This is a genomic window from Rhizobium sp. 01T417 (assembly GCF_056398905.1).
Map to the genome: position 1 here is coordinate 97,358 of NZ_JBFTQH010000015.1, position 22,273 is coordinate 119,630.

Below are 22,273 nucleotides of genomic sequence, written 5' to 3' on the forward strand. Positions count from 1 at the left end.
ACTCGCTGTTACGCTGCGAGCTGCTGCCTGAATGCCACGTCCACATAGTAGTTGGTGCTGTTGTATGAACTCGTCGGGAAGAGCCCGCTGGAGCCATATGCATAGAGGCCGTTTCCACCGCTCAACGCCGAGGACATGGCCTGCAGATTGCCGTTGGTCGTCGTGTCGCTGAAGTAGTTGCCCGTCGCCGAATAATTGCCGTTCGTGCTGTAGGAGACGACGTATGTCGTGTCGGCATCGATTGCGACCTGCTGCGAAAGATTGACGGACTGCCAGCCGCTTGCGCTCTCGTTGGTGAAGGTCGCGCTCGCCAGCAACGTGCCGCTTGCCGTCCAGAGATAGCCTGTATGGGGTCCGGTATTCTCCGCGCTCTTGTAGAAACGAATGCCGGTGATCCACCCAGCTGCATCCGACTGGAACTTCATGCCGAGATTGACCGGGCTGTTGTCATTGACCGACGCGATGTCGGGCGTGGTGCCGGCAGCAAAGACGTTCTGCTCGCTGCCCTGATTGGTCACGTTCACCGCGACATTGGCCGTTGATGTTTGCCCCTGTGTGTCCTGGATCGTGTAGTCGAAGCTCGCCGCGCCGGTATAGCCTGCGAGCGGCGTGAAGGTGATTGTGCCCGCCTGGCTATTGAATGCTACCGTGCCGTTGATCGCATTGCTGACGCTTGCCACCGAGATCTGGTCACCGTCCGGATCGCTGTCGTTGGCAAGGAGGCTCGATGCCTGCAGGACAATCGGCGTTCCGATGCCTGTAGACACGCCATTGTCATTGACAGCGACAGGTGCACTGTTCTGCGTCGACTGTTGGTAGATGACATCAACCCAGTAATTGGCCGAACTGTAGGAGGCTGATGGAAACAGCGTTCCGGTCCCGTAAGCATAGACGCCGTTACCACCGCTCGTCGAACTGGAGGGCGCCGTCAGTACTCCGTTGCTATGATCGGTCGTGAAGTAATTGGGGGTTGCCACATAGAAGCCGTTGGAATGATAGCTTGCGACATAGGTCACACCGGCAGAAATGGTGATCGGCTGTGAGAAGCTCACCGTCTGCCAGCCGCTCGCGGTTTCGTTGGTAAACGTCGCCGTTCCGAGAAGTTGGCCGGTGCTGCTCCACAATGAGCCGACATGCGTGCCCACATCCTGAGCGCTCTTATAGTAGCGCAAGCCGGTAATTTGCCCGCTCGCCGACGCCATGAACTTGACGCCCAATTCAACAGAGGAGGGGTCATTCGCAGCGGGAACACTTGGCGTTTCCGATGTGGCGAACAGACCCGTAGTGGTGGGTTGAGCCCCGACGTTCAGAGAGACAGTGGCGGTTGATGTTCCGCCGCGACCGTCAGAGATGGAGTAGCTAAAGCTTGCAGCACCCACGTAGCCCGTCGTCGGTGTGAAAATGACGGCGTTGGTTTGGCTATCAAATGTCACCGTCCCATTCGTTGCGCCATTTGCCCCGGTGATCGTCAAGGCGTCGCCGTCAGGATCCGTGTCATTGGCGAGCAGGCTTGCTGCCGCGATTGACAAGGCTGTGTTCGAGTAGGTGGTAAATCCGTTATCGTTGGCCGCAACCGGCGCGCTGTTAACAGTTGATTGGTTGAAGACGACGTCCACCCAGTAGTTCGACGCCTGGTAGCTGGAGGTTGGGAACGTCGAGTTTGCCCCATAGGAGAAGACGCCGTTGCCGCCACTGGTAGCGCTCGACAGGCCAGTCAGCGCGCCACTTGTGTGAGCCGTCGAGAAATAGTCGGCAGTTGAGACATAGCTGCCTGTCGTATGATAGGAAGCAACGTAGGTCGTTCCGGCTGTAATCTGGATTGGCGAGGAAAACTTGGCCGTCTGCCAACCGCTCAGGGACTCATTTGTGAATGTTACAGTGGCGATCAGTGTCCCGTCGGCCGTCCATATTGAACCGGTATGCGACCCAGTATCGCCTGTCGCCTTGTAGAAGCGAATGCCGGTGAGCGTTCCGCTTGTCGAGGCGGAAAATTTCATGCCCAACTCAAGTGGGGCATTGTCGTTGTAGCCGCTATTTCCAGGGCCTTCGCCGGCCTGGAACAGTGATTGGCCGACCGGCCCTTCCTCGACGGTCAGGCTGACACCGCCTTGATCAGTGCCGCCGCGACCGTCGGACAGCGTGTAGCTGAAGCTTGCTGGCCCGGTGTAGTTCGCATTGGGCGTGAAGATGACGTTTCCGGTCTGGGTATCCAGCGAAACCGTTCCGTTCAGGGCATTGCTCACAGCGGAGATGGTTAGGGCGTCACCGTTCGGATCGCTGTCATTGGCAACGAGCGACGCTATCGAAATCGTCAATGTGCCATTGCGTGAGACCGAGAAGCCGCTGTCATCGCTGGCAACAGGAACGCTGTTCGGCCCAGCGTCAAAGATGACGTCAACCCAGTAGTTCGAGCCGCCTGGGTTGTTGCCGGGAAAAGTGCTGGTCGAGCCGTACGCATAGACACCGCCACCATCAACGGCCTTCAGCGCGCCGTTGGCATACGTCGAACCGAAATAGTTCTCCGTGACGGAGAAGAACCCGTTGCTGTGATAGGATGCGACATAGGTCGTCCCGGCGGAGATGGCGATCGGGCTGGAGAACATCACGGTCTGCCAACCCGACAGCGACTCGTTGACCGAGACGCCGGTCGCAATCAGGGTTCCAGTGCTGGTCCAGAGACTGACAACATGTTCGCCGGTGTTGTAGAAGCCCTTGTAGAAGCGGATCCCCTCGACAAACCCTCCCGTTGTGGCCTGGAAGCGCACCCCAAGCTCCACGGGATCGCGATCGATCGCGGTTTCCACCGTCGGCTTTGATGCGAGTGTCCAGAGACTTGAAGTCGCTGGCAGGGCGACCGTGACCTGCTTGCCTGATGATGGCGCCTCCAAGTTGACGCTGTCGTCCACGGCGCGTGACATGATTGTGTAGGTGCCACTGGCCTGAACGACCCAGTTGTAGCTCCAGTTCTCGCGCCCGGTTGCCTTGAACCAGTGCTGTCCGCCGTCCGTGGAGACTTCGATGCCAGCGATGATGCCGCCCCCGAAATCCTGTGCCGTGCCGGTGATGGTCACGTGCTGTCCCTCGAGAAAGCTTGCACCAATGATGGGCGAGGTGATTGTCGACGTCGGCTTCAATGTATCAGTCGACTGCGTCGCCAGGATCAGGCTGGCATCCAGAGTCGTTGGCTGAATCCCCATGTCCGCGAACATGTTGACCATGGCCTGCTGTACGTTCGGATCAGTTGGCGTGTAGGTCCCCTCATGCTGATCGTTCAGACCCCAGGACCAGAAAACGGTGCCGGCGCCGAACACCAGAGCTCCACTTTCGGCTCTGTACATCGTCAGGCTGTGGTTTACGACGGCATCGCCAACGCTAGTTCCATAGTCCCGGAGGTAGGTATTCACTGCCACGGTGGAGAGAGAGAGGTTGATCAGCCCGTCCGGCCGGAAGCCATTCTCGACGTCGGAGTCCCATTCGTATCCCAACAGGTTCTGAACCAGGTTGTACGTTTCCCCAGGCTGCAGATTGGCAACGTCGGTGTTCCGCCAGAAGCGCAGGTTTGAATAGTCGTAGGGTATGGAAATGGTATCAGCGCGATAGCTGTCGACCGTGAACATGGTTCCGGTCAGCGAGTTTTCTGGCTCCTGTCCGGGGTCGGCATAGCGTGGATCGCGCCACGTTCCTGTGCCGGTATCGCTCGGATCCGTGCTGGTTCCCCAGGTCTCCTTGTAACAGACCATCGTGCGGTAGGCCTGGCCATTTCCGTCGATGCTGCTTTCCCAACGGACCTTCCAGTAGCACTCGTTGCCGCTCCAGAATGCGAGATTGACACCGCTGTCACGTGCGGCCTCGACATTGGCGCGCTGTTCGCCAGACCAGTACTCGTCGTGGCCGACCGACAGATAGGCCTGGTGGTTGAGCAGCAGGTTGCCATTTCGGGAGGCGTCGACGCCTGAGATGTAGGATACGTCGTAACCGTTCTGTTCCAGCCATTGGATGGCCGAATGCTCGGCGCCGAAAATGTAGTCCCAGGTTCCGCCAACCGGGCTGGTATTGGTGATGATCGGCCGGTTGTAGCTGATTGCCGATGCACGCCCAATTGCCGTCAGGCCGCAACTGCAGTTCGGAGGCAGGTAGCCGATCATGTCTGCCGGATCGACTGGAACCTCTCCGTAGTAGAGGCTCGCCCCACCCCAGGCATTGTAGGCCTGCCAGGTCGTATCGGATGTCTGGAAGACGATGTCGCTCGTCGAGGCGTCGTCACGCACGACAAACGGAATGATGCTTGCGTCCTCGACGCCGTCCTCGCGAACCAATTTGGCAAAATAGACACCGGACACGGCGTCCGCCGGGATCTCCCAGCTCGCCGAAACCGACCAGTTGCCGCAGTCGATCAGGCCAAGAGACATGTCGACGATCGGATGCGGCTGGATTTGCGCTGTCGTCAGTGACTTGTCGATCGACGCGACCTTGCGCGCACCATCCCCGCCGTAATAGCCGAGGCGATAGATATCGATGCGGTAGTGGGTCGAGTCCGTCGCTATCTTGAAGTCGACGGTCTGACCGATATTGGTGCTGATTTCGGTTGCGAAGCCCTGAATGGTCCCGCCGCCGTCACCGTCGAGACCCCATTCGCTTCTGGGGTTGCCCTGTTTCAGGTTTTCGAGGGTGATGATGTTCAGCGTAGGAGCGGCCGTTACTGGCGCTGTGACGGTCACAACCGTCGTCGTCGAAGCTGTTGCGGCGAGGGTCGCCGGCGCATCCAAAGTCGCCGCTGCTGACGCAGATGACGTATCCTCAGCCGTCACCGCACTTGCTACCGAGAATCTCAGGACCGGAGCACTCGATGTATCGCTCACGCTTGAGCCCTGCAGGGTAACCTCCGGGGCAGCCGACAGCGCCGGCTCCAGCGTCGTCGTGACGATAAGCGTGGAAGGATCTGGAGGCAGCACGGTGCGTGGTTTCGGCGTTTGCGGGTCGGAAGTCGAAGAATCTGCGGTCTGCGTTGTGGCGGTAGTAAGCGCCAAGCTCGTTCCGCCCGTCGTATCGCCTGTGGGGGAGGCGGTTGAAGCTCCTGACGTTTGTGACGCCGCTGCATTTGTCAAAGGACTTGCTGTGGTCGACGATCCCGTGAGCGAGTTTACAGAGCTGACGGCACTCAAATCGGCAATTGCGCCGTCGCTGGCTGACGAACTCACTGTTGCGTTGACGAAAAGGGCGCTGCCTGTTGCCGCTGCGCTGTAAACAGTTGAGGTGCCACCGTACGCGCTCAAATAGTCGCGGTCCTTGATGTTGATCCTCAGCATGACAGACGCCCTCACTAAAACTGCGGCACACGTTCAGGTAATTATCCTGTCATGTTTGCGGCGAGAGAGAACGACAGTAATCTGCGGTAAGTAGTATCGTAGGGCATACCCCGATAGGATTATCGGTAAGCTATTGAACGGCTTTTATTTAAGTTGGCTCCGTTCCGCTGAAAGTAATACTTAAAGAAGGCGGCTCGAGTGAAGACTCCTTGGGGCGGAGGCAGCTCGGTCGTGTGATTTCCATAGGTTGCTATAAATACCGCTGGAGGTACGACCTCTCCCTCGACTTCGAAATGGCGCAAGCCTCCAGTGGGCGACGAGATTTGATAGCGGAATTTGCGTTATTTTTGCGGAAGGTTTCCTTCATCGTGCAAGAGCCGGATGCCCGGACCTCCCGAGCCCGAATAGTCTCCGTCGATGAAAACAATACCCCAATTCTCCAATACGGATCGGATAGCGGCTATTGTGCGCGGCTTGAGTTCATCACCGCGTTCGAAGCGTACCAAGGTATTTGTCGAAACACTGGCTGCTTCGGCAATACAGCGAGCTTGTCCCTTTTTAACTCAGACCGCCTGATCGGTGGGGGTCGACCTGACTTCGCGGCACATTGTCTGCTTAAGGATCAGTTCTTCCTAATGCCCGCATTTCGTGCATTATGTGACTCTCGTTGAGGGGAATTGCTCGGGGAATCGAACCTCGATGCCTTTGGATCGAGAAGAGTTCGATAAGGCCCCCCGTGGTTTGGGAGACCATAGGTGCCTATGATGTTTCTTTTGAATCTGGCGCGTGAAGACTATCGCCCGCAGGGGCGTGGGTTCGGCGGGGTCCTCCGATTTTTGTCGTTCGCCATCGTGGCCGTATTCTTTTTAAGCGCGGGTGACCAAGCTGATGCGGCCTGCGTACCAGGCGTCTTTTGCACGGCCACGGGCGGTGAGGTGCTTGCCCTGCCGAACACGACCTACCCCGAAACAACCTACGCAAACCCTTTCGGCGCGGTTCTACTGAGCAACGGGCCCGGTTCGAGTATAACTGCCAACGGGCTGACGATCACATGCGAACGGTTCAATGGTTGCGGTGGAGTTGCCGAATTTGGCGGGTTTGTCTCGCTCACGGGATCAACCATCATCACATCTGATTTCGCCTCGTTTGGCGTATATGCAAGCTTCGGCGACAGCCGCGTCGTCGTGAGCGATACAACCATCCTTACGGCCGGAGATTCGGCTTGGGGCGCTGAGGCAATCGACGGCAGCATCGACTTGTCAAACACGACCATCCAGACGACAGGTACTGGGGCATATGGACTCTACGCCAACACTGATGGGGTGATCACCTCAAGGGGAATGCTGATTAATACTGCCGGGGCGCTGTCCCACGCGGCGGCTGCTATTTCGGGGACGCTCGTAATTGATGACAGCATCATTGGCACATCCGGCGATACCGCAGCAGGACTTTATTCCACTGGAAGCTTGACTGCCGATGGCGTGGAAGTTGAGACAACGGGCAGCGGAGCGCCGGGAGCCCAAGCTGAATCCGGCGGACAATTAACGGTGATCAACAGTTCGCTTTCCGCTTCAGGCATCGCGTCTCACGGCGTTCAATTGTCTGACGGCACGGTCACAATCGTGGGAAGTAGCGTCATCGTCAATGGCAGCGGCGCACATGCGATTTCTGGTGGGCCTCTCGGAGCCAGTTCCGTGACCGCGAGCAACAGTGTCTTTTCCTCGGCCCAGGGGGTGGGCATCACCACTACCGGCTCCAATCTGGAGGTCAACCTCACCGGATCGTCAATTGGCGGCGGCGCGGGGCTCGCGGCCACGCTCGGTGGTGGAATACTCAACATCGAAGCCCATGACGGGTCCAACCTGGCCGGGCAGGTCACGACGGAGATTGGGTCGCAAACCTCAATAACCTTGGAGGACTCGGCTTGGACGCTAACGGGTACTTCCAACGTCACCGCGCTCGTGAATAACTCCAGCCGCGTTGAGTTTGGTCCGCACGTCGGCAATCCGCTGTCGCCAGCGACCTACAAGACGTTGACGGCGAACACCTACGTCGGATCAGACGGCAATGTCGTGTTGAATTCCTATCTGGGTACGGATGGCTCACCCTCGGATATGATCGTCATCGATGGTGGCTCCGCAACGGGAGCCTCCGGCCTCGCCGTCAACAATGTTAGTGGTCCCGGTGCGCTCACGCTCGGCAACGGGATACTTGTAGTCGATACGATCAACGGCGGCATTACCGACCCAGCCGCCTTCCGGCTGGCGGCACCAGCGGTCGCCGGGCCTTACGAATATTCGCTCTACAGAAGCAGCGTTGACGGTTCGGCTCCGCAGAGCTGGTATCTGCGTTCATCACTTGTCCCTGTGCCTCCCGGTCCGGGCCCCGACCCCACTCCCGATTATCGCCCTGAGGTGTCTCTCTACGCTTCCATTCCTTCAATGGGAGCCATCTACGGCAGGCACCTCATCGACAACTTGCATGAGCGTGTGGGCGAGGAAGAACAGCTCAAGGGACGTAGTGGGGTCGGTGGGGACGACACATTCAACGGCTACTGGATAAGGGGCCTCGGCCATTGGGGACACCGCGACGGCGATGCCAATGGCATCTATAGCGGAGCACCGGAATACGACTATCGCTTTGGCGCGATCCAGGGCGGCATCGACTTCTACAGGAGGGAAAAGGACGGAATTGCCGACCACGCGGGTATGTATCTTGCCTATGGTCACGGTCGGGTGGACGTCACGCAGAACAGGCTGATCGAAACACGAGACGCGGGGCACAATGACTTCAACGCCTATTCAGTCGGCGGATATTGGACACGCTTCGGTGAAAGCGGCTGGTATATCGACGGCGTCCTACAAAGCACGTGGTATGATGTGACGACTACGTCGAACCATGCGACCGAGATCGGCTTTCCCGATCAGGATGTCGATGGTTTCGGTTTTGCAGCATCCTTGGAGAGCGGCTATCCCTTCAACTTGGGCAACGGCTGGCAAGTGGAGCCCCAAGGGCAGCTTGTCTGGCAGACTATCAACTTCGACGACTTTAACGACGGTGCAGCCGACATACGCTACGATAACCTCAATTCGACTGCGGGACGCGTTGGTACCCGCGTAGCACGGACGTGGGAGTTGGAGGAGGCAACGGCCAGCGCACCTGCGCGGCTCGCGACGGTGTGGGGCCGGATTAACCTGTGGCACGAGTTCACGGCAAAGGCCCAAACGGATATTTCCTCAGCCTCCGGATTTGTCCCGTTCTCTTATAACCTCGATGAAACGTGGATCGAGTTCGGGATTGGCGGCACGCGGCAGGTTTCTCAGAACACGTCGCTCTATGGCAACGTCAACTTCAGCACCACCTTCGATGGTGACAACTATGCGTGGACCGGGAAGGTCGGGGTCCGCGTGAACTGGTGAACACGCACGTCGGCAGTTCCCGCTGGCCACGCAGCGCCTTAAAGCCATATGATAGGAAAGGAAACGTGGGAGAGATCGCTCTCGTCGCTGAACTTGAACTCGCCCCCAGTGTAGACCGCAGCAAAGTCATCCCTCTGGTCGTTGCATACCGCAACCGGAACCTAGCTAGCGAGCCGGGCACATTTCAGTTTCACATTTTGCTTCCGGACGATCTTTCAGAATCTACTCCTTTGATCAGACGCATCTCGAATTTTTCTCAATATTTCAGAGTCCCCGATTCCGGATGGATGCTCGTCACGTCTCAAGACTGCTCGACGAGGATGCTTTGCCACCCTATAACCACAGACGGCAATCTTCCCCGCTGAATCAGTATGCCTTCGTCGAGCAGTTGGAGAGGAGGTGGCGCGGTGCGCGAAACCTCCCGCCGCCGCTCAGCGCGCGGATTTATGGGCGACGTGTTGGCCGCTCGTGCGATGCCTCGATAACGATCGGCACATCACCGTCGTGCATCGACATGTCTTTGGCTGCCCGCAGATCGTCGGTGTCGTGGCCCTCGTCGAACTCATCAAGGACTAGCCGGAGGATCATTGCGGCTTCGGTTTTCTTTCCCGGGTCCGCTTCGAGTGCAGCGAGATCGCACGAGGCGCGCAGTTCCCAACCGCGTGCGCACATCTTTCTGCTGGCGGCGATGGCACCTGCAATGCAATGGCGTGCCTCATCCGAGGTGGAAATCGATCCCAAAAGGTTCCCCTTTATTCGCAGAAGCTCCGGGCCGTAGCAGAGGTCCCCATTGGTTTCGACCGATCGGATGGCTTTCTCGACCCGCTCCAACCCTTCGTCGATTTTGCCGAGCGCCGCCAACCCTTTTATCAGCGAGATTTCAAGCATGGTGGTGAAGACCTCATAGGTGGAGGCATGCAGCCGCTCAACGCATCGGCGGAGGCTGTCGACGCCTGCGCTGGGGTCTCCCCGGCGAATAGCTATTTCCGCCTCGAAGCCTCTCGCTACTGACACGTATGGCGACAAAGAGTGCAGCCCGGCACGCGAAATCAGCCAATCAATGTGCTCTTGTGCACTCTCCAGGTCGCCGCGCCAGAGGAAAACGGCGATGCCACCGAGTAGCGCGATGCAAAGTGTCAACGAATGATCCGCCTCCGCCGCTTCCTTGATCGCTTGCCGCGCCCGGACGGCCGCCTGGTCAGGGAAGCCTTGAAGCCAGAGATTCCTGGCAAGGATTCCGCCTGCTAGCCCGCGTCCCCGGAAACCGACATAGCTTCCCGGCGCGCGGCTGGGGAGCGGATCGCTCGCTAACGCAGCCTCCAGTTCGAGCCTGGCGCGGCCAAGTTCGCCGCCGAAGTGCAATGAATTGCCCAGAAAGAAGTGCCCAAGCGAAATCGCGGACGGCTCTTCGGTCGCCTCAGCGACGGAAGAACAGCGATAGGCACACTGGAGCGCCGATCTGAAATCTCCCGTTCGGAGATGAAACATGTTCAATGGGCCGAGGACCTTCAGCTGATCGACCGCATTCCCTCGACCTTCGGCAATCTCCAGACCCCTTGTGAGCGCGGGGAGCGCGTCACGGCCGCCGTGGAGATACATGCGGGAGATTCCAAGGCCAGCCTGAAGATGCATCTCCTCACGGCTTTCCCGATAATGGTCGCCCATTGCAGAAAGAGCGCGTTCGGACCAGCGCTGGCATTCCGGAAAGAGCGACATCGCCTGAAATACCGGAACAGCCGCGGCAGCCAAGCCGATACCGACATCGACATTGCCGCTGTCGCCGAACGCCCATTCCAGGGCCGCCCGGACGTTATTGATGCCAAGGAAATAGGGCAGCCGTTCGGGCCCGCTCGAGAGCGTTGGCCAATCCGGGCCAAACTGCTCCAACCAACGTCGGTAGTAGGAGGCGTGGCTGGCAGCCAGGTCGGCAAGCTCGTCTTCAATCTGGCTATTGAGTGCGTAGGCGCGCGTTGTATCGAGCAATCGATAGCGCATCATCGCGCCGAACGAGTTGGCGCTCAGCAGAGACTTCGCAACAAGACTGTCGATGGCACCAAAGAGTGCAGGCCGGTCAAGAGACGGTGTTGCGATCACCTCCCAGGCGGCATCAAGCGTGAAATCGCCAACGAAGATGGCCAGTCTCCGAAGAACGGTGCGATCGAGGTCGGACAACAGCCCGAAACTCCAGTCGAGCGTCGCCTGCAGGGTCTTCTGACGTGGCGGCGCGTTGCGCGATCCCACCCATGCCAGGGCAAGATGCTGATCGAGCAGGGCAGCCGTCTGGGAGAGGCCATAGGCCTCGACCCGTCTTGCGGCCAGTTCCAGCGCAAGCGCCATGCCATCGAGTTTTCTGCAAATCGCCGCAATGATGCGAGCATCGTCGTCGGTGAGGGACAACGGCACGCCGCTCGCGGCGATGCGCTCGGCGAACATCTGGGAAGCCGGATAGGAAAGAATTTTCTCGGCAGTCATTTCCGGATCGACCGGCGCGCAGGCCAGCGTGTCGAGCTTGTAGATACTTTCGCCTTCAATCCTGAGGGCTTCGCGGCTCGTGACCAGAATGCGGACGTGCGGCGCGGCATCGATGATGCTCGCCGTGAGGTCTGCTACCGTATCGACCAGATGCTCGCAGGTATCGAACACAAGGAGGATACGCTTGTCTCTGAGGTAGGCGAGCAAACTGGGGCGCACGTCATCGGAGCCGACCGGTATTCCGAGCATGGACGCGAGGGCAGGCGAAACGAGCGATGGATCGCTTAGCGTCCCGAAATCAGCAAGCACCGCAGCGCCATCGAACGCTCCCGCCAGTTGATTGGCCAATGCTATTGCGACGGTAGTCTTCCCGACGCCTCCACCTCCCACGATGGAAACGACAGGAAATCGCGACAGCCTCTCGGAAAGGTCAAGGATATCACTCTCGCGTCCGACCATACGTTCCAAGCGGTTGGGAAGATTGGCATGCCTGAATTTCACCGCGTCATCACCGGGGACCAGCGCAGCGGACGAGCCTGAAATCGGGGCAACGAAGCAGTAGCCGCGGCCGGGGATGGTGGTGATGTAGCGTGCACCGTCCCGCCCATCGCCAAGGGCTTTACGCAGCCCGGTCATGTGAAAGCGCAGGTTACCTTCTTCAACGACAACGTCCGGCCAAATCTGCGACATGAGATCATGCTTGCTCAGAAGAGTGTTCGGAGCGGATACGAGCGCGATCAAAAGGTCCAGGGCGCGTGCGCCAAGCTCGACAGGAACCCCATCCTTCGCAAGGAGGCGCTGACCCACATTCAGACAAAAAGGACCGAAGGACAGGTCACCTGCAGCATCGCCTGTCGCCCGCGTCATTTCATTCCCCCTGACTAACTCCACCGTGCTGTTTATACTCCAACCTCTTTTTCGGAGCCATGGTGGCTCAACATTCGGTTTGCGCACTTCGGGACTTAGACGAGATTGTAGAAGGCATGGATGTTGCCGTGCGTTGCCCGGCTGTATGGGCATTCAAGTCGGGCAGCTTCAACCAAAGCAGATGCAATTTCCCGATCCAGGCCGGGCAGGTAGATATCCAGGCGAACGCCGACGACGTATCCCTGGTCGTCGGAGGATAACTCCACATTGGCATATATCCTGACATCCGCGTGAAGCTTGATCCGCCTGATGTCGGCGACATGTTTCAATGAACTTGCGAAACTCGCCGACCAGGCAATTGCGACAAGCTGCTCCGGGTTCGTGCCTAGCCGATTGCCGGCAGGGTTTGAAAGCCTGATATCGAGAGCCCCGTCCGAACTGCGCGCGAAGCCATTCTCTCGGCTGCCAATCGTCTCTGTCCTGGCGGTATGCACATGTTGCATGATCGTACCCCGGGTGAAGGAGGGAGGCGCGCGCATATGCGCGCGCCGGAAAGGTCAGCCAGACTTCCGCAGACTGCGGAACCCGGCCCGCACTTCATCGACGAACAGCTTGGGTTGTTCCCAGGCAGCGAAGTGACCGCCCTTTGCCACCTTGTTGTAGTGGATGAGGTTGGGGTAGGCGGCTTCGGCCCACTTGCGCGGCGTCTGGTAAAGCTCATCCGGGAAGACACTCACCGCGACTGGCACCTTGACGCCCTTGGGCGCAAAGAAAGCGAGCTTGTTTTCCCAATAGAGGCGGGCTGCTGATACGCCTGTGTTGGTGAGCCAGAAAAGCGTGACGTTGTCGAGCACGTCGTCCGGGCTGAGACCCTCCTTCTGACCGTCGAAGGAACGGGCGATCAATTCAAGGCTTCGGGCGTCGTGGTCGAGCATATAGGTCGCAAGCGCGATCGGCGAGTCGGCCAACCCGGTCAGCGTCTGCGGTCGTGTTCCCATCAGGAAGGCGTAATAGACGTGCTTGTAGAAGAAGACGAGCTGGTCGTAGGACCTCCGCTCTTCGTCCGACAAGCCTTCCGGAGCGGGAGCACCGGCAAAGGATGCGTTGTTGATCTCCACGGGAATTGCTCCGGGCATGTTCGTATGGATGCCGAGCAGTTCGGGTGGCGCTTGCACGCCGATCATGTCGGTGACCACCGCACCCCAGTCGCCGCCCTGGGCGACAAAGTTCTTGTATCCCAGCCGCCGCATCAGGGTCGTCCATGCGGCCGCAATGCGTTCCGGCCCCCAACCGGTGGCCTCGGGCTTTCCGGAAAAGCCATAGCCGGGCATGGACGGGATGACGACGTGGAACGCGTCAGAGGCATCGCCCCCATGGGCAGTCGGGTCGGTGAGAGGGCCAATAATCTTCAGTTGCTCGACGATCGAGCCCGGCCAACCATGCGTGACGATGAGCGGCAGCGCATTTTCATGCTTTGAACGAACGTGGATGAAGTGGATATCCAGGCCGTCGATCTGCGTGATGAAGTTCGGATAGCTGTTGATCCGGGCCTCGACCTTGCGCCAGTCGTAGCCGGTCTGCCAGTGGCGCAGTACCTGCTTGATGGTCTTGAGCGGTACGCCTTGCGAGAAATCGCTTACCGTTTCTTTCTCCGGCAAGCGGGTATGGGCAAGCCGGTAACGCAGATCATCAAGATCAGCTTCCGGAACGTTGACCCGGAACGGGCGGATTGCTTCGGGATCGGTCGACGCGATTGAACGCCCAGGAAACACGTTTGCGATACCGAGCGCGGCGATGCCGGTTGCAGCGGCACCCAAAAGTCGGCGTCGATCGAGGTCGATAATTTCGGTTTTGGTGGTGGTCATGGTCTCTCTCCTCGAGAATGGCGGTTGAGAGTCTGCACCGTTGTGCTGCCCGAAAAGCTACGCCGAGGAGGTCCGAAGCTCACGTTAGGCGTTGTTAATCCTTGTTTGTTGGAGGGCTGCGGCAATCAACGTCTAACAACGCCTAACGTGCGATTTCGGTCGTGCGGAAGTACTTCTGTTGGCAGCACAACGGTGCAGACACTCAACCAACACAGAGGAGTTTCGCCATGACACACAAGGTTCTGTTCACGGGTAAGACGCACAACACAAACGGCCGCGATGGCGGCGCACGCAGCAGTGATGGCCACCTGGACATCAAGATGACACAGCCTCATCCAGCCGCAGAAAACCTGTTCGGTGCCGCCTGGTCGGCCTGCTACATGGGTGCCATCGAGTATGCGGCATCGCTGAAGCATATCAAGCTTCCGGCCGGCGTCGCGGTCGACGCCGAGATCGACCTGAACCTGGAGGAGGGCTCGTACTTCCTCAGCGCTCGATTGAACGTCAGCGTACCTGGCATCGATCCCGCGGTAGCAACCGAGTTGTTGCATGAGGCCCACAACATCTGCCCGTACTCGAAGGCAACGCATGGCAACGTCGATGTTGTGACAACCCTCATCTAACGGAAGCCCCTGGCCTGGCCTGCCACGATGGCAGGTCAGGCAAGCAAATCTTTGATGTAGGAGGCTTCAATGGACAAGGCATTCCGACACCTCGACGCCAGCAGCGATTTCGGCGAACTGCTGGACACGACAAACTACTCACCGTTGCCCGACGACTGGCTGATTGGCATCACCGACGTCGTCGATTCAACCTCGGCTATTGCCCGAGGGCAGTTCAAGGATGTCAATTACGCGGGCGCTTCGGCAATTGCGGCGCTGGGCAACGCTTTCGGCAACTTCGATTTTCCATTCGTGTTTCGCGGTGACGGCGCTGCATTTGCCTTCGATCCCGATGTTCGAGAAACAGCGGTCGGGGTCCTGCGGCGCGTCGCAGGCTACGCCCGCGACCATTTGCAGCTCAAACTCAGGATCGGCCTGGTTGCCGTGAAAGACATCCGTGCCGCCGGAAGCGATGTGAAAGTCGCGCGTTACGCCGCGTCGGAGACGGCAACATACGCCATGTTCGCCGGCGGCGGGCTGAACTGGGCCGACCGGGAGATCAAAGCGGGAAATCACGCGCTCCTGCCCTGCGAGGAATACGCAACGCCTGATCTGAGAGGGCTGACTTGCGAGTGGGCACCGATCCCCAGTCGGCGTGGCGATATCCTCTCCCTTCTGGTTGAGCCCCAGGACAACATCAGCCCCGAGGCCTTCACCTTGCTGGCAAGGCGATTGCTTGCCTTACTCGGTGTAGAGGATGGCTCATCACGTCCCGTTCCCGAGGATGTCGTGATCACCAACTCCGTTGCGGATTATCTCGGCGGCAAGGGGTGGACGGACGTCGTTCTGAATTCCGACTACAGGAGGTACGACGATGTCCTTCGCCTGACCCTGGACTGTATGCCGGAGCAGATCAAGAACGTCGAAGCGCTCCTGACGTCGGCGCACGATCGTGGCGAAGTCTACTTCGGCATGCATCGCCAATCTCATGCGCTGATGACCTGCCTCGTGCCAGTCGGTGCTCGAGGGTCCCATCTGCATTTCCTGGATGGGATGGGGGGCGGCTATACCGCCGCGGCCTCATTGCTCGAGGCACAAAGGCATGCGCACCAACCGCGTTGAACTGAGCGTCAAAACGTCGGCCTGAATCCGAAAATAACAATATTTACAATTGCTAACAGCTCTCGAACATTAGAGATATTCATGACCCTCGACCGTTTCGCTCCCGCTATTTTTGTATTTCTCTGGTCAACTGGCTGGATCATTGCGAAGTACGCGGCTTTGCACTCCGAACCCTTCTCGTTCCTTGTGATCCGCTACGCGCTTTCGGCGGTTGCCTTCTGCGCTATCTGCCTTGCCATCAGGGCAAAATGGCCCAAGGGCGCTTTGGCGTGGCGGGCGGTCTATTCGGGTGTTTTCCTGCACGGCTTCTATCTTGGGGGTGTCTGGTGGGCGGTGGCGCACGGGGTGCCGGCCGGCATCTCCGGCATCGTTGCCGCCATGCAGCCGCTTCTCACGGCACTGGCGGCCAGCGTCATCATTGGCGAACGGCTGCGCCCTTCACAGACGGCCGGCCTGGCACTCGGCTTCGTCGGCATCGCTGTCGCCATTTCGCCGAAACTCGTGCAACCCGATGCGTCCGATCTCCTTCACGCTGGCATTCCGCTCGCCGTTAATCTGGTGGCCATGTTCGCTGTCACCTACGGGACGATTTATCAGAAGAAGCACCTTCAAGCTGGTGACCTGACCGCAATTGCGACGTTGCAATATCTTGGTGCGTTGGCCTTGACCGCTCCCTTCGCGCTCGCCTTCGAGACGTTCCGCTTCGATGGCACATTCGAGACCTACGCCGCTCTGGCCTGGTCGGTACTCGGGATATCGGTGGGAGGTATTGCACTGCTTCTTTATTTGATCCGCCGAGGTCAGGTCTCGCGCGCTGCGTCCCTGATCTATCTCTGCCCGCCTACGGTAGCGGTTCAGGCTCTCATCGCGTTCGGCGAGCCACTTACCCCTCCACTGATCGTCGGCACGGTGATTGTCGCCGCTGGGGTTTACCTTACCAATCGGAAGGCACCCCGAGCCGTGAAGGCATGACCTCTTCCTCCACAAGGCGGTAGTTGACCAGATACCGCGGGAGATCCAATCTCAGCCTCGTTTTCGAAACGGCAGAAAATCCAAAGCGCCCGACTGGATTCTGTCAGGTCCTCACCTCGGTCCGTCAGCCTGAGCCTGCGGCTGGTTTCTCAGGTTCGGTGCCTTCACGGCCGCCATCCGATGCCCACCAGAGTGTTTGGCGAAAGAGTGGCCGCTTCGGAGGTCTGGTGGCCGAAGGCGACCTGTTTTCGGCTTCCATCAATTTGCCGAGTTGTTGAATCTGATCGAGGCCAATATCCTCGGAAAGTGTGATGGGTATAACGTCTCAAGCGAAATAGCTGCCGATGGCACAATCCAAGCTTGAACAAATCTGGGCGGTGAAGAGATGCCTCTTGCAGGCCGATGTGAGCAGATGAGAAATGGCCCCACGAAGCGGGCAGGTACATGATGAAAATCGGGGCTTTGCCACTGGCCGGTTTGACCAAGATCACTCCCACAAGGCTGGGTGATCATCGCGGATATTTTTCGGAAGTATTCAAGGACGGCTGGTTTCGCGAAAATGTCGCGGACGTGACGTTCGTGCAGGAGAATGAATCTCTTTCTGGGACCGTTGGCACGGTACGCGGCCTGCATTTCCAGCTTGATCCGTTCGCTCAAGGAAAGTTGGTGCGCTGCCTCGCCGGCCGTATTTTCGACGTCGCTGTCGACATCCGCCTGGGATCGCGGACCTATGGCCAATGGTATGGGTGCGAGCTTTCGATGGAGAACGGCGAACAACTGTGGATCCCGACAGGCTTTGCCCACGGTTTTGCGACGCTCGTTCCGGACTGCGTCATTTCCTACAAGGTGACGGCTCCTTACAGCGCTGTCAGCGATCGCGGTCTTTTCTGGAACGATCCGGAGATCGGTATCGAATGGCCTGTACCGGTCGACAGTGTGGTCCTGTCGGACAAGGATAAGGTACAACCAAAACTGGCGGATTTGCCGCCGTCTTTCAAATACTGATAGGCACCAAAACGGATGACGAGCGGAGATAATTCATGCGTATTCTCGTAACCGGCGGAGCGGGCTTTATCGGTTCGGCGCTCGTCAGGCATCTGGTGAAGAAGGTCGGCGCCGAAGTGCTCAACGTCGACAAGCTTACCTATGCCGGCAATCTTGCTTCACTCAAGGAAATCGAAGGCGCGTCGAACTATCGGTTCTTGAAGGCCGACATTTGCGATCTTCCAAAAATGTCGGAGGCGATGAATGGGTTCCAGCCGGACCGGATCATGCATCTTGCCGCCGAAAGCCATGTCGATCGCTCGATCAGTGGTGCTGGCGACTTCGTGCAGACCAATGTCATGGGCACGTTCACCCTGCTGGAAGCGGCACGACGTTATTGGAACGCGCTCGCCGCTGATCGCAAGGAGGCGTTCCGTTTTCTGCATGTTTCGACCGACGAGGTCTACGGATCGCTCGGCGACGAGGGACTGTTCGAGGAGGCTACGGCTTACGATCCGTCATCGCCCTATTCGGCTTCGAAGGCAGCGAGCGACCACCTGGCGATTGCATGGCATCGTACTTACGGTCTGCCTGTGGTCGTGTCGAACTGCTCGAACAATTACGGACCTTACCACTTCCCGGAAAAACTGATCCCGCTGATCATCCTCAACGCCATGGACGGAAAGCCGCTGCCGGTCTACGGCCAGGGTGTCAACATTCGCGACTGGCTCTACGTCGAGGATCATGCCCGCGCGCTCGACCTGATTGCGTCGCGCGGCCGTCCCGGTGAAAAGTACAATGTCGGCGGCCGTAACGAGCGCCGCAACATCGACGTCGTCACCCGGATCTGCGGGCTGATGGACGAATTGCGCCCACAGGCAAAGGCGCATGCCGAGCTGATCACCTTTGTCGCCGACCGGCCCGGCCATGATGCGCGCTACGCCATCGATGCCACAAAGCTGGAAACGGAACTGGGCTGGAAGGCACAGGAAGATTTCGACAGCGGCATCGAGCGGACGGTTCGCTGGTACCTGGAGAACGAGTGGTGGTGGCAGCCTTTGCGGCAGCGCGTCTATTCCGGCGAGCGTCTTGGTGTCTTGAACAGGGGCTGAGCCATGCGCATTGCCGTGACGGGAAAACAGGGCCAGGTCGTCTCGGCCCTTCTGGAGCGCGGTCCCGTGGCCGGTGTCGAGATCGTTGCCGTAGGCCGTCCGGAACTCGATCTCGTCGACCGGGCGTCGATCCGCGCAGTCCTTTCGCAGATCAAGCCGGACGTGATCGTCTCCGCTGCCGCCTATACGGCCGTCGACAAGGCCGAAAGTGAAGAGGAGCTGGCCTTCGTCGTCAATGCGGAGGGCCCAACGGCAATAGCGGAAGTGGCAAAGGAGCTCGGGGTTCCGATCGTGCACCTGTCGACGGATTATGTATTTTCCGGCGATAAGCAGGGTCTCTATGTCGAGACGGATGCAACTGGGCCGGTCTCGGCCTATGGTCGCTCGAAACTGGCGGGCGAAGAGGGCGTTACCGCTGCCAATCCCAACCATGTGATTCTGCGCACTTCCTGGGTCTATTCGCCCTTTGGCACCAACTTCCTAAAGACCATGCTGCGGCTGGCCGAAACCCGCGATGCTCTTAATGTGGTGGCCGACCAGCACGGCACGCCGACCAGCGCGCTTGATATCGCCGATGCAGTGATTGCCATGGCAAAGCGTCTCTGTGCCGATCCAGACCCGAAGCTGCGTGGCATCTTCAACATGACTGGAAGCGGCGAGGGGACCTGGGCGGATTTTGCCGAAGCAATCTTCGCTGATCTGCAAGCCAGGAGTGGCAGGGAAGTATCCGTTGGCCGCATTGCGGCGAAGGATTATCCGACACCGGCGAAACGTCCCGCCAACTCTCGGCTTTCGAACGACAAACTGAAACAGGTCTATAAAATCGTGTTGCCCGACTGGAGGCAATCCACAAGGGTCGTTTTAAACCGTCTGCTCTAGGGATCGGCGCTTTCGAGCTCCTCCTACGCATGGAAGGAAAAAGCATGAAGGGTATCATTCTCGCCGGTGGCTCCGGCACACGCCTTTATCCGATCACCAAAGCCGTATCCAAGCAGCTCATGCCGGTCTACGACAAGCCGATGATCTACTATCCGCTGACCACGCTGATGCTGGCCGGGATCAAGGAGATATTGATCATCACCACGCCTCACGACAGCGAAGCGTTCAAGCGACTTCTCGGCGACGGCAGCCAGTGGGGGATCTCCATTGAATACGCAGTGCAGCCAAGTCCTGACGGCCTTGCGCAAGCTTTTATTATCGGTGCCGACTTTGTCGGTTCGAACCCGTCGGCGCTGATCCTTGGCGACAATATCTATTATGGCCACGGTCTCCCGCAGCTTCTTCGTCCCAGTGCTTCCACGGTCGAGGGTGCGCGCGTTTTCGCCTATCACGTCAGGGATCCGGAGCGCTATGGTGTCGTCGAGTTCGATGACAGCATGAAGGCTCTTTCGATCGAGGAAAAGCCGGCCAAGCCGAAGAGCAATTGGGCGGTTACTGGCCTCTATTTTTACGACAAGCAAGTCATCGACATTGCCGCAAACCTGAAGCCGTCGATGCGCGGCGAACTGGAGATCACCGACGTCAATCGCACATACCTTGAACGCGGCCAATTGACGGTCGAATTGATGGGCCGTGGCTACGCCTGGCTTGATACAGGCACGCCGGATAGCCTGTTGGACGCATCCGACTTCGTCGGAACCCTGGAAAAGCGCCAGGGCTTCAAGATCGCCTGCCCGGAAGAGGTAGCATATCGCATGGGTTACATAGATGAGGACCATCTGCAAAAGCTTGCCGACGAACTTGGCAAGAGCGCCTATGGCCAGTACCTGGTGAAGCTGACAAGAACCAAATACGACTTTGAATTGTGATCGCGTCGGCCACCACTAGGCGGATAGCAAAGGGTCGAGCGTCTTCATGGCCGGCCGATCACGTTGCCGGTTTTGCGCCAGACCTCTCACCCACTCCATTGCCCGGGCCTCGGCAGGGCCCTGAGTGACGCGCCGCTCCTCTCTATATCGACGTCCGCAGAGAAATCGATTGTCTTGACGGGCGAAAGATCGCGCGACACAGCCTGAGGTGCTGTCAGCGGCTGGAAAACTATCGATATCTTTCGCTAATCTATTGACACTCGCGCATGACGGCTTACCGACATAGGCACCAAGTCAGTGAATGTTAGGGAACTTCATGAAATTCGGCACCAGTGGTCTTCGCGGCCTTGTAACCGATCTTCAGGGCCATGCATCGGCTCTCTACGCAACCGCTTTTGCAAGACACCTGCTGGATGCCGGTTTAGCAAAGGCGGGAGACCGCATTTTTGTCGCTGGCGACTATCGTCCCTCAAGCCCTGACATTGCTGCCACCTGCATCGGAGCACTGGCGCGCGCCGGCCTGCAGCCGATCGATTGCGGCGCGATCCCGACGCCGGCGCTGGCGCTTTATGCCATGTCGAAAGGCTGCGCCTCGCTGATGGTCACCGGTTCGCATATCCCGGCAGATCGCAACGGCATCAAATTCTATCGCCCGGACGGCGAGATCGACAAGGCGGATGAGCTGGCAATCACCCGTATCGCGGCCGAGATCGGCGACACGATCGTTGACCTGACCCCCGGCGCCGCTCAGAACGAAGAGCGCCAGGCCATTGAGCTTTTCCTGTCGCGCAACCGCGCGCTGCTGCCTGATGGCGCACTTGCCGGCCTGAAAATCGGCGTCTACCAACACAGCACGGTTGCCCGCGATGGCCTGATCGACGTCATAGCCGGTTATGGTGCGGACGTCGTGGCGCTCGGACGGTCCGATCACTTCATCCCGGTCGATACAGAAGCCGTGTCGGCGCAGACGATTGAATTTATGCGTGGTTGGGCTGGGGAGTATGGTCTCGACGCTATCGTTTCCGCCGATGGCGACGGCGACCGGCCGCTGGTCGCCGACGAGACGGGTACACCGCTGCGCGGTGACCTGCTCGGGCTCATCGTTGCGCGCTTCCTTGAAGCAAAGGTCGTTGTCACCCCGGTGACCTCCAATTCCGGCATCGAGGCGGCCGGCAGCTACCGCGTCACCCGCACCAAAGTCGGGTCCCCCTTTGTTATCGAAGGCATGAACAAGGCGACCGCTGCGGGCGAAACGGCGGTGATGGGCTTCGAGGCCAACGGTGGCGTGCTGACTCAGTCGGATTTCGCGGTGGCGAACGGTACGCTCACCGCTCTTCCGACGCGCGACAGCTTTTTGCCGGTTCTGGCGACGTTGTTTCTGGCCAAGCGGCTGGACAAGTCGCTTTCGGCGATCGCTGCCGATTTTCACCTGCCGGTAGCTGCCGCCGACCGGCTCGAGAATTTTGCGGTCGAGACGAGTGCTGCATTAATGGCGCATCTGCGTTCTTCTCCTGCAAACCTGGCGGCCTTCCTCAAACCGCTTGGCGCCGTTGGCTCCGTCAGCGATATCGATGGCCTGCGCGTTACATTGTCCGATCGCGCCATCATTCACTTCCGTCCTTCCGGGAATGCGCCGGAAATGCGCTGCTATGTTGAAGCTGAAGACGAGGCGGCTGCTTCCTCGCTGCTTGAAAAAGGCCTTTCGCTTGTTCGCGACTGGGCAAAATTGCAGTGACCCGATTGC

The 22,273-nt window shown here is 58.8% G+C and carries 14 protein-coding genes; 9 read left to right on the top strand and 5 right to left on the bottom strand.

The window, feature by feature from the left end:
• Positions 1-8: 8 nt before the first annotated feature.
• Positions 9-5,306 (bottom strand): DUF4082 domain-containing protein, encoded by a 5,298-nt coding sequence (locus AC1DPR_RS16610; RefSeq protein ID WP_477816760.1) that lies wholly within the window; start codon positions 5,304-5,306, stop codon positions 9-11.
• A gap of 341 nt (positions 5,307-5,647) precedes the next feature.
• Positions 5,648-5,845 carry a transcriptional regulator gene (locus tag AC1DPR_RS16615; RefSeq protein ID WP_477816795.1) on the bottom strand — a complete coding sequence of 66 codons (198 nt, stop codon included), beginning with the start codon at positions 5,843-5,845 and terminating at the stop codon, positions 5,648-5,650.
• Between the two features lie 222 nt (positions 5,846-6,067).
• On the opposite strand from AC1DPR_RS16615, the gene AC1DPR_RS16620 reads away from it, so the two are divergent.
• A complete protein-coding gene (locus AC1DPR_RS16620; RefSeq protein WP_477816761.1) occupies positions 6,068-8,725 on the top strand; it encodes an autotransporter family protein in 2,658 nt (885 codons plus the stop codon).
• A gap of 444 nt (positions 8,726-9,169) precedes the next feature.
• Here the strand turns inward: AC1DPR_RS16620 and AC1DPR_RS16625 are convergent, their stop codons facing one another.
• The 3 genes from AC1DPR_RS16625 to AC1DPR_RS16635 all read right to left on the bottom strand — a co-directional run bounded on the left by AC1DPR_RS16625 (position 9,170) and on the right by AC1DPR_RS16635 (position 13,929).
• Positions 9,170-12,064 (bottom strand): ATP-binding protein, encoded by a 2,895-nt coding sequence (locus AC1DPR_RS16625; protein WP_477816762.1) that lies wholly within the window; start codon positions 12,062-12,064, stop codon positions 9,170-9,172.
• A 95-nt stretch (positions 12,065-12,159) separates the two neighbouring features.
• Positions 12,160-12,567, bottom strand: a complete 408-nt coding sequence (locus AC1DPR_RS16630; RefSeq protein WP_477816763.1) for an Ohr family peroxiredoxin — start codon at positions 12,565-12,567, stop codon at positions 12,160-12,162.
• A 54-nt stretch (positions 12,568-12,621) separates the two neighbouring features.
• Positions 12,622-13,929: an epoxide hydrolase family protein gene (locus tag AC1DPR_RS16635; protein WP_477816764.1), complete on the bottom strand. Its 1,308-nt coding sequence runs from the start codon at positions 13,927-13,929 to the stop codon at positions 12,622-12,624.
• A gap of 227 nt (positions 13,930-14,156) precedes the next feature.
• Between AC1DPR_RS16635 and AC1DPR_RS16640 the strand changes: the two genes are divergently transcribed.
• From AC1DPR_RS16640 to AC1DPR_RS16675, 8 genes are all read left to right on the top strand, one after another.
• Complete coding sequence (locus tag AC1DPR_RS16640; protein WP_112644782.1) at positions 14,157-14,552, top strand: Ohr family peroxiredoxin; 396 nt, start codon at positions 14,157-14,159, stop codon at positions 14,550-14,552.
• Positions 14,553-14,621: 69 nt separating this feature from the next.
• The gene (locus AC1DPR_RS16645) at positions 14,622-15,653 is read left to right on the top strand and encodes a DUF3095 family protein (protein WP_477816765.1); all 1,032 of its coding nucleotides are present in this window, start codon (positions 14,622-14,624) and stop codon (positions 15,651-15,653) included.
• A gap of 81 nt (positions 15,654-15,734) precedes the next feature.
• Positions 15,735-16,625 (top strand): DMT family transporter, encoded by an 891-nt coding sequence (locus AC1DPR_RS16650; RefSeq protein WP_477816766.1) that lies wholly within the window; start codon positions 15,735-15,737, stop codon positions 16,623-16,625.
• A 447-nt stretch (positions 16,626-17,072) separates the two neighbouring features.
• Complete coding sequence (gene rfbC / locus AC1DPR_RS16655; RefSeq protein ID WP_477816796.1) at positions 17,073-17,630, top strand: dTDP-4-dehydrorhamnose 3,5-epimerase; 558 nt, start codon at positions 17,073-17,075, stop codon at positions 17,628-17,630.
• Positions 17,631-17,665: 35 nt separating this feature from the next.
• Positions 17,666-18,721, top strand: coding sequence for a dTDP-glucose 4,6-dehydratase (gene rfbB / locus AC1DPR_RS16660; protein ID WP_477816767.1), 1,056 nt, complete (start codon positions 17,666-17,668; stop codon positions 18,719-18,721).
• A 3-nt stretch (positions 18,722-18,724) separates the two neighbouring features.
• Positions 18,725-19,600 (top strand): dTDP-4-dehydrorhamnose reductase, encoded by an 876-nt coding sequence (gene rfbD / locus AC1DPR_RS16665; protein WP_477816768.1) that lies wholly within the window; start codon positions 18,725-18,727, stop codon positions 19,598-19,600.
• Between the two features lie 44 nt (positions 19,601-19,644).
• Positions 19,645-20,529: a glucose-1-phosphate thymidylyltransferase RfbA gene (gene rfbA / locus AC1DPR_RS16670; protein WP_477816769.1), complete on the top strand. Its 885-nt coding sequence runs from the start codon at positions 19,645-19,647 to the stop codon at positions 20,527-20,529.
• A 316-nt stretch (positions 20,530-20,845) separates the two neighbouring features.
• Positions 20,846-22,264 carry a phosphomannomutase gene (locus AC1DPR_RS16675; protein WP_477816770.1) on the top strand — a complete coding sequence of 473 codons (1,419 nt, stop codon included), beginning with the start codon at positions 20,846-20,848 and terminating at the stop codon, positions 22,262-22,264.
• The last annotated feature ends 9 nt before the right edge of the window (positions 22,265-22,273 follow it).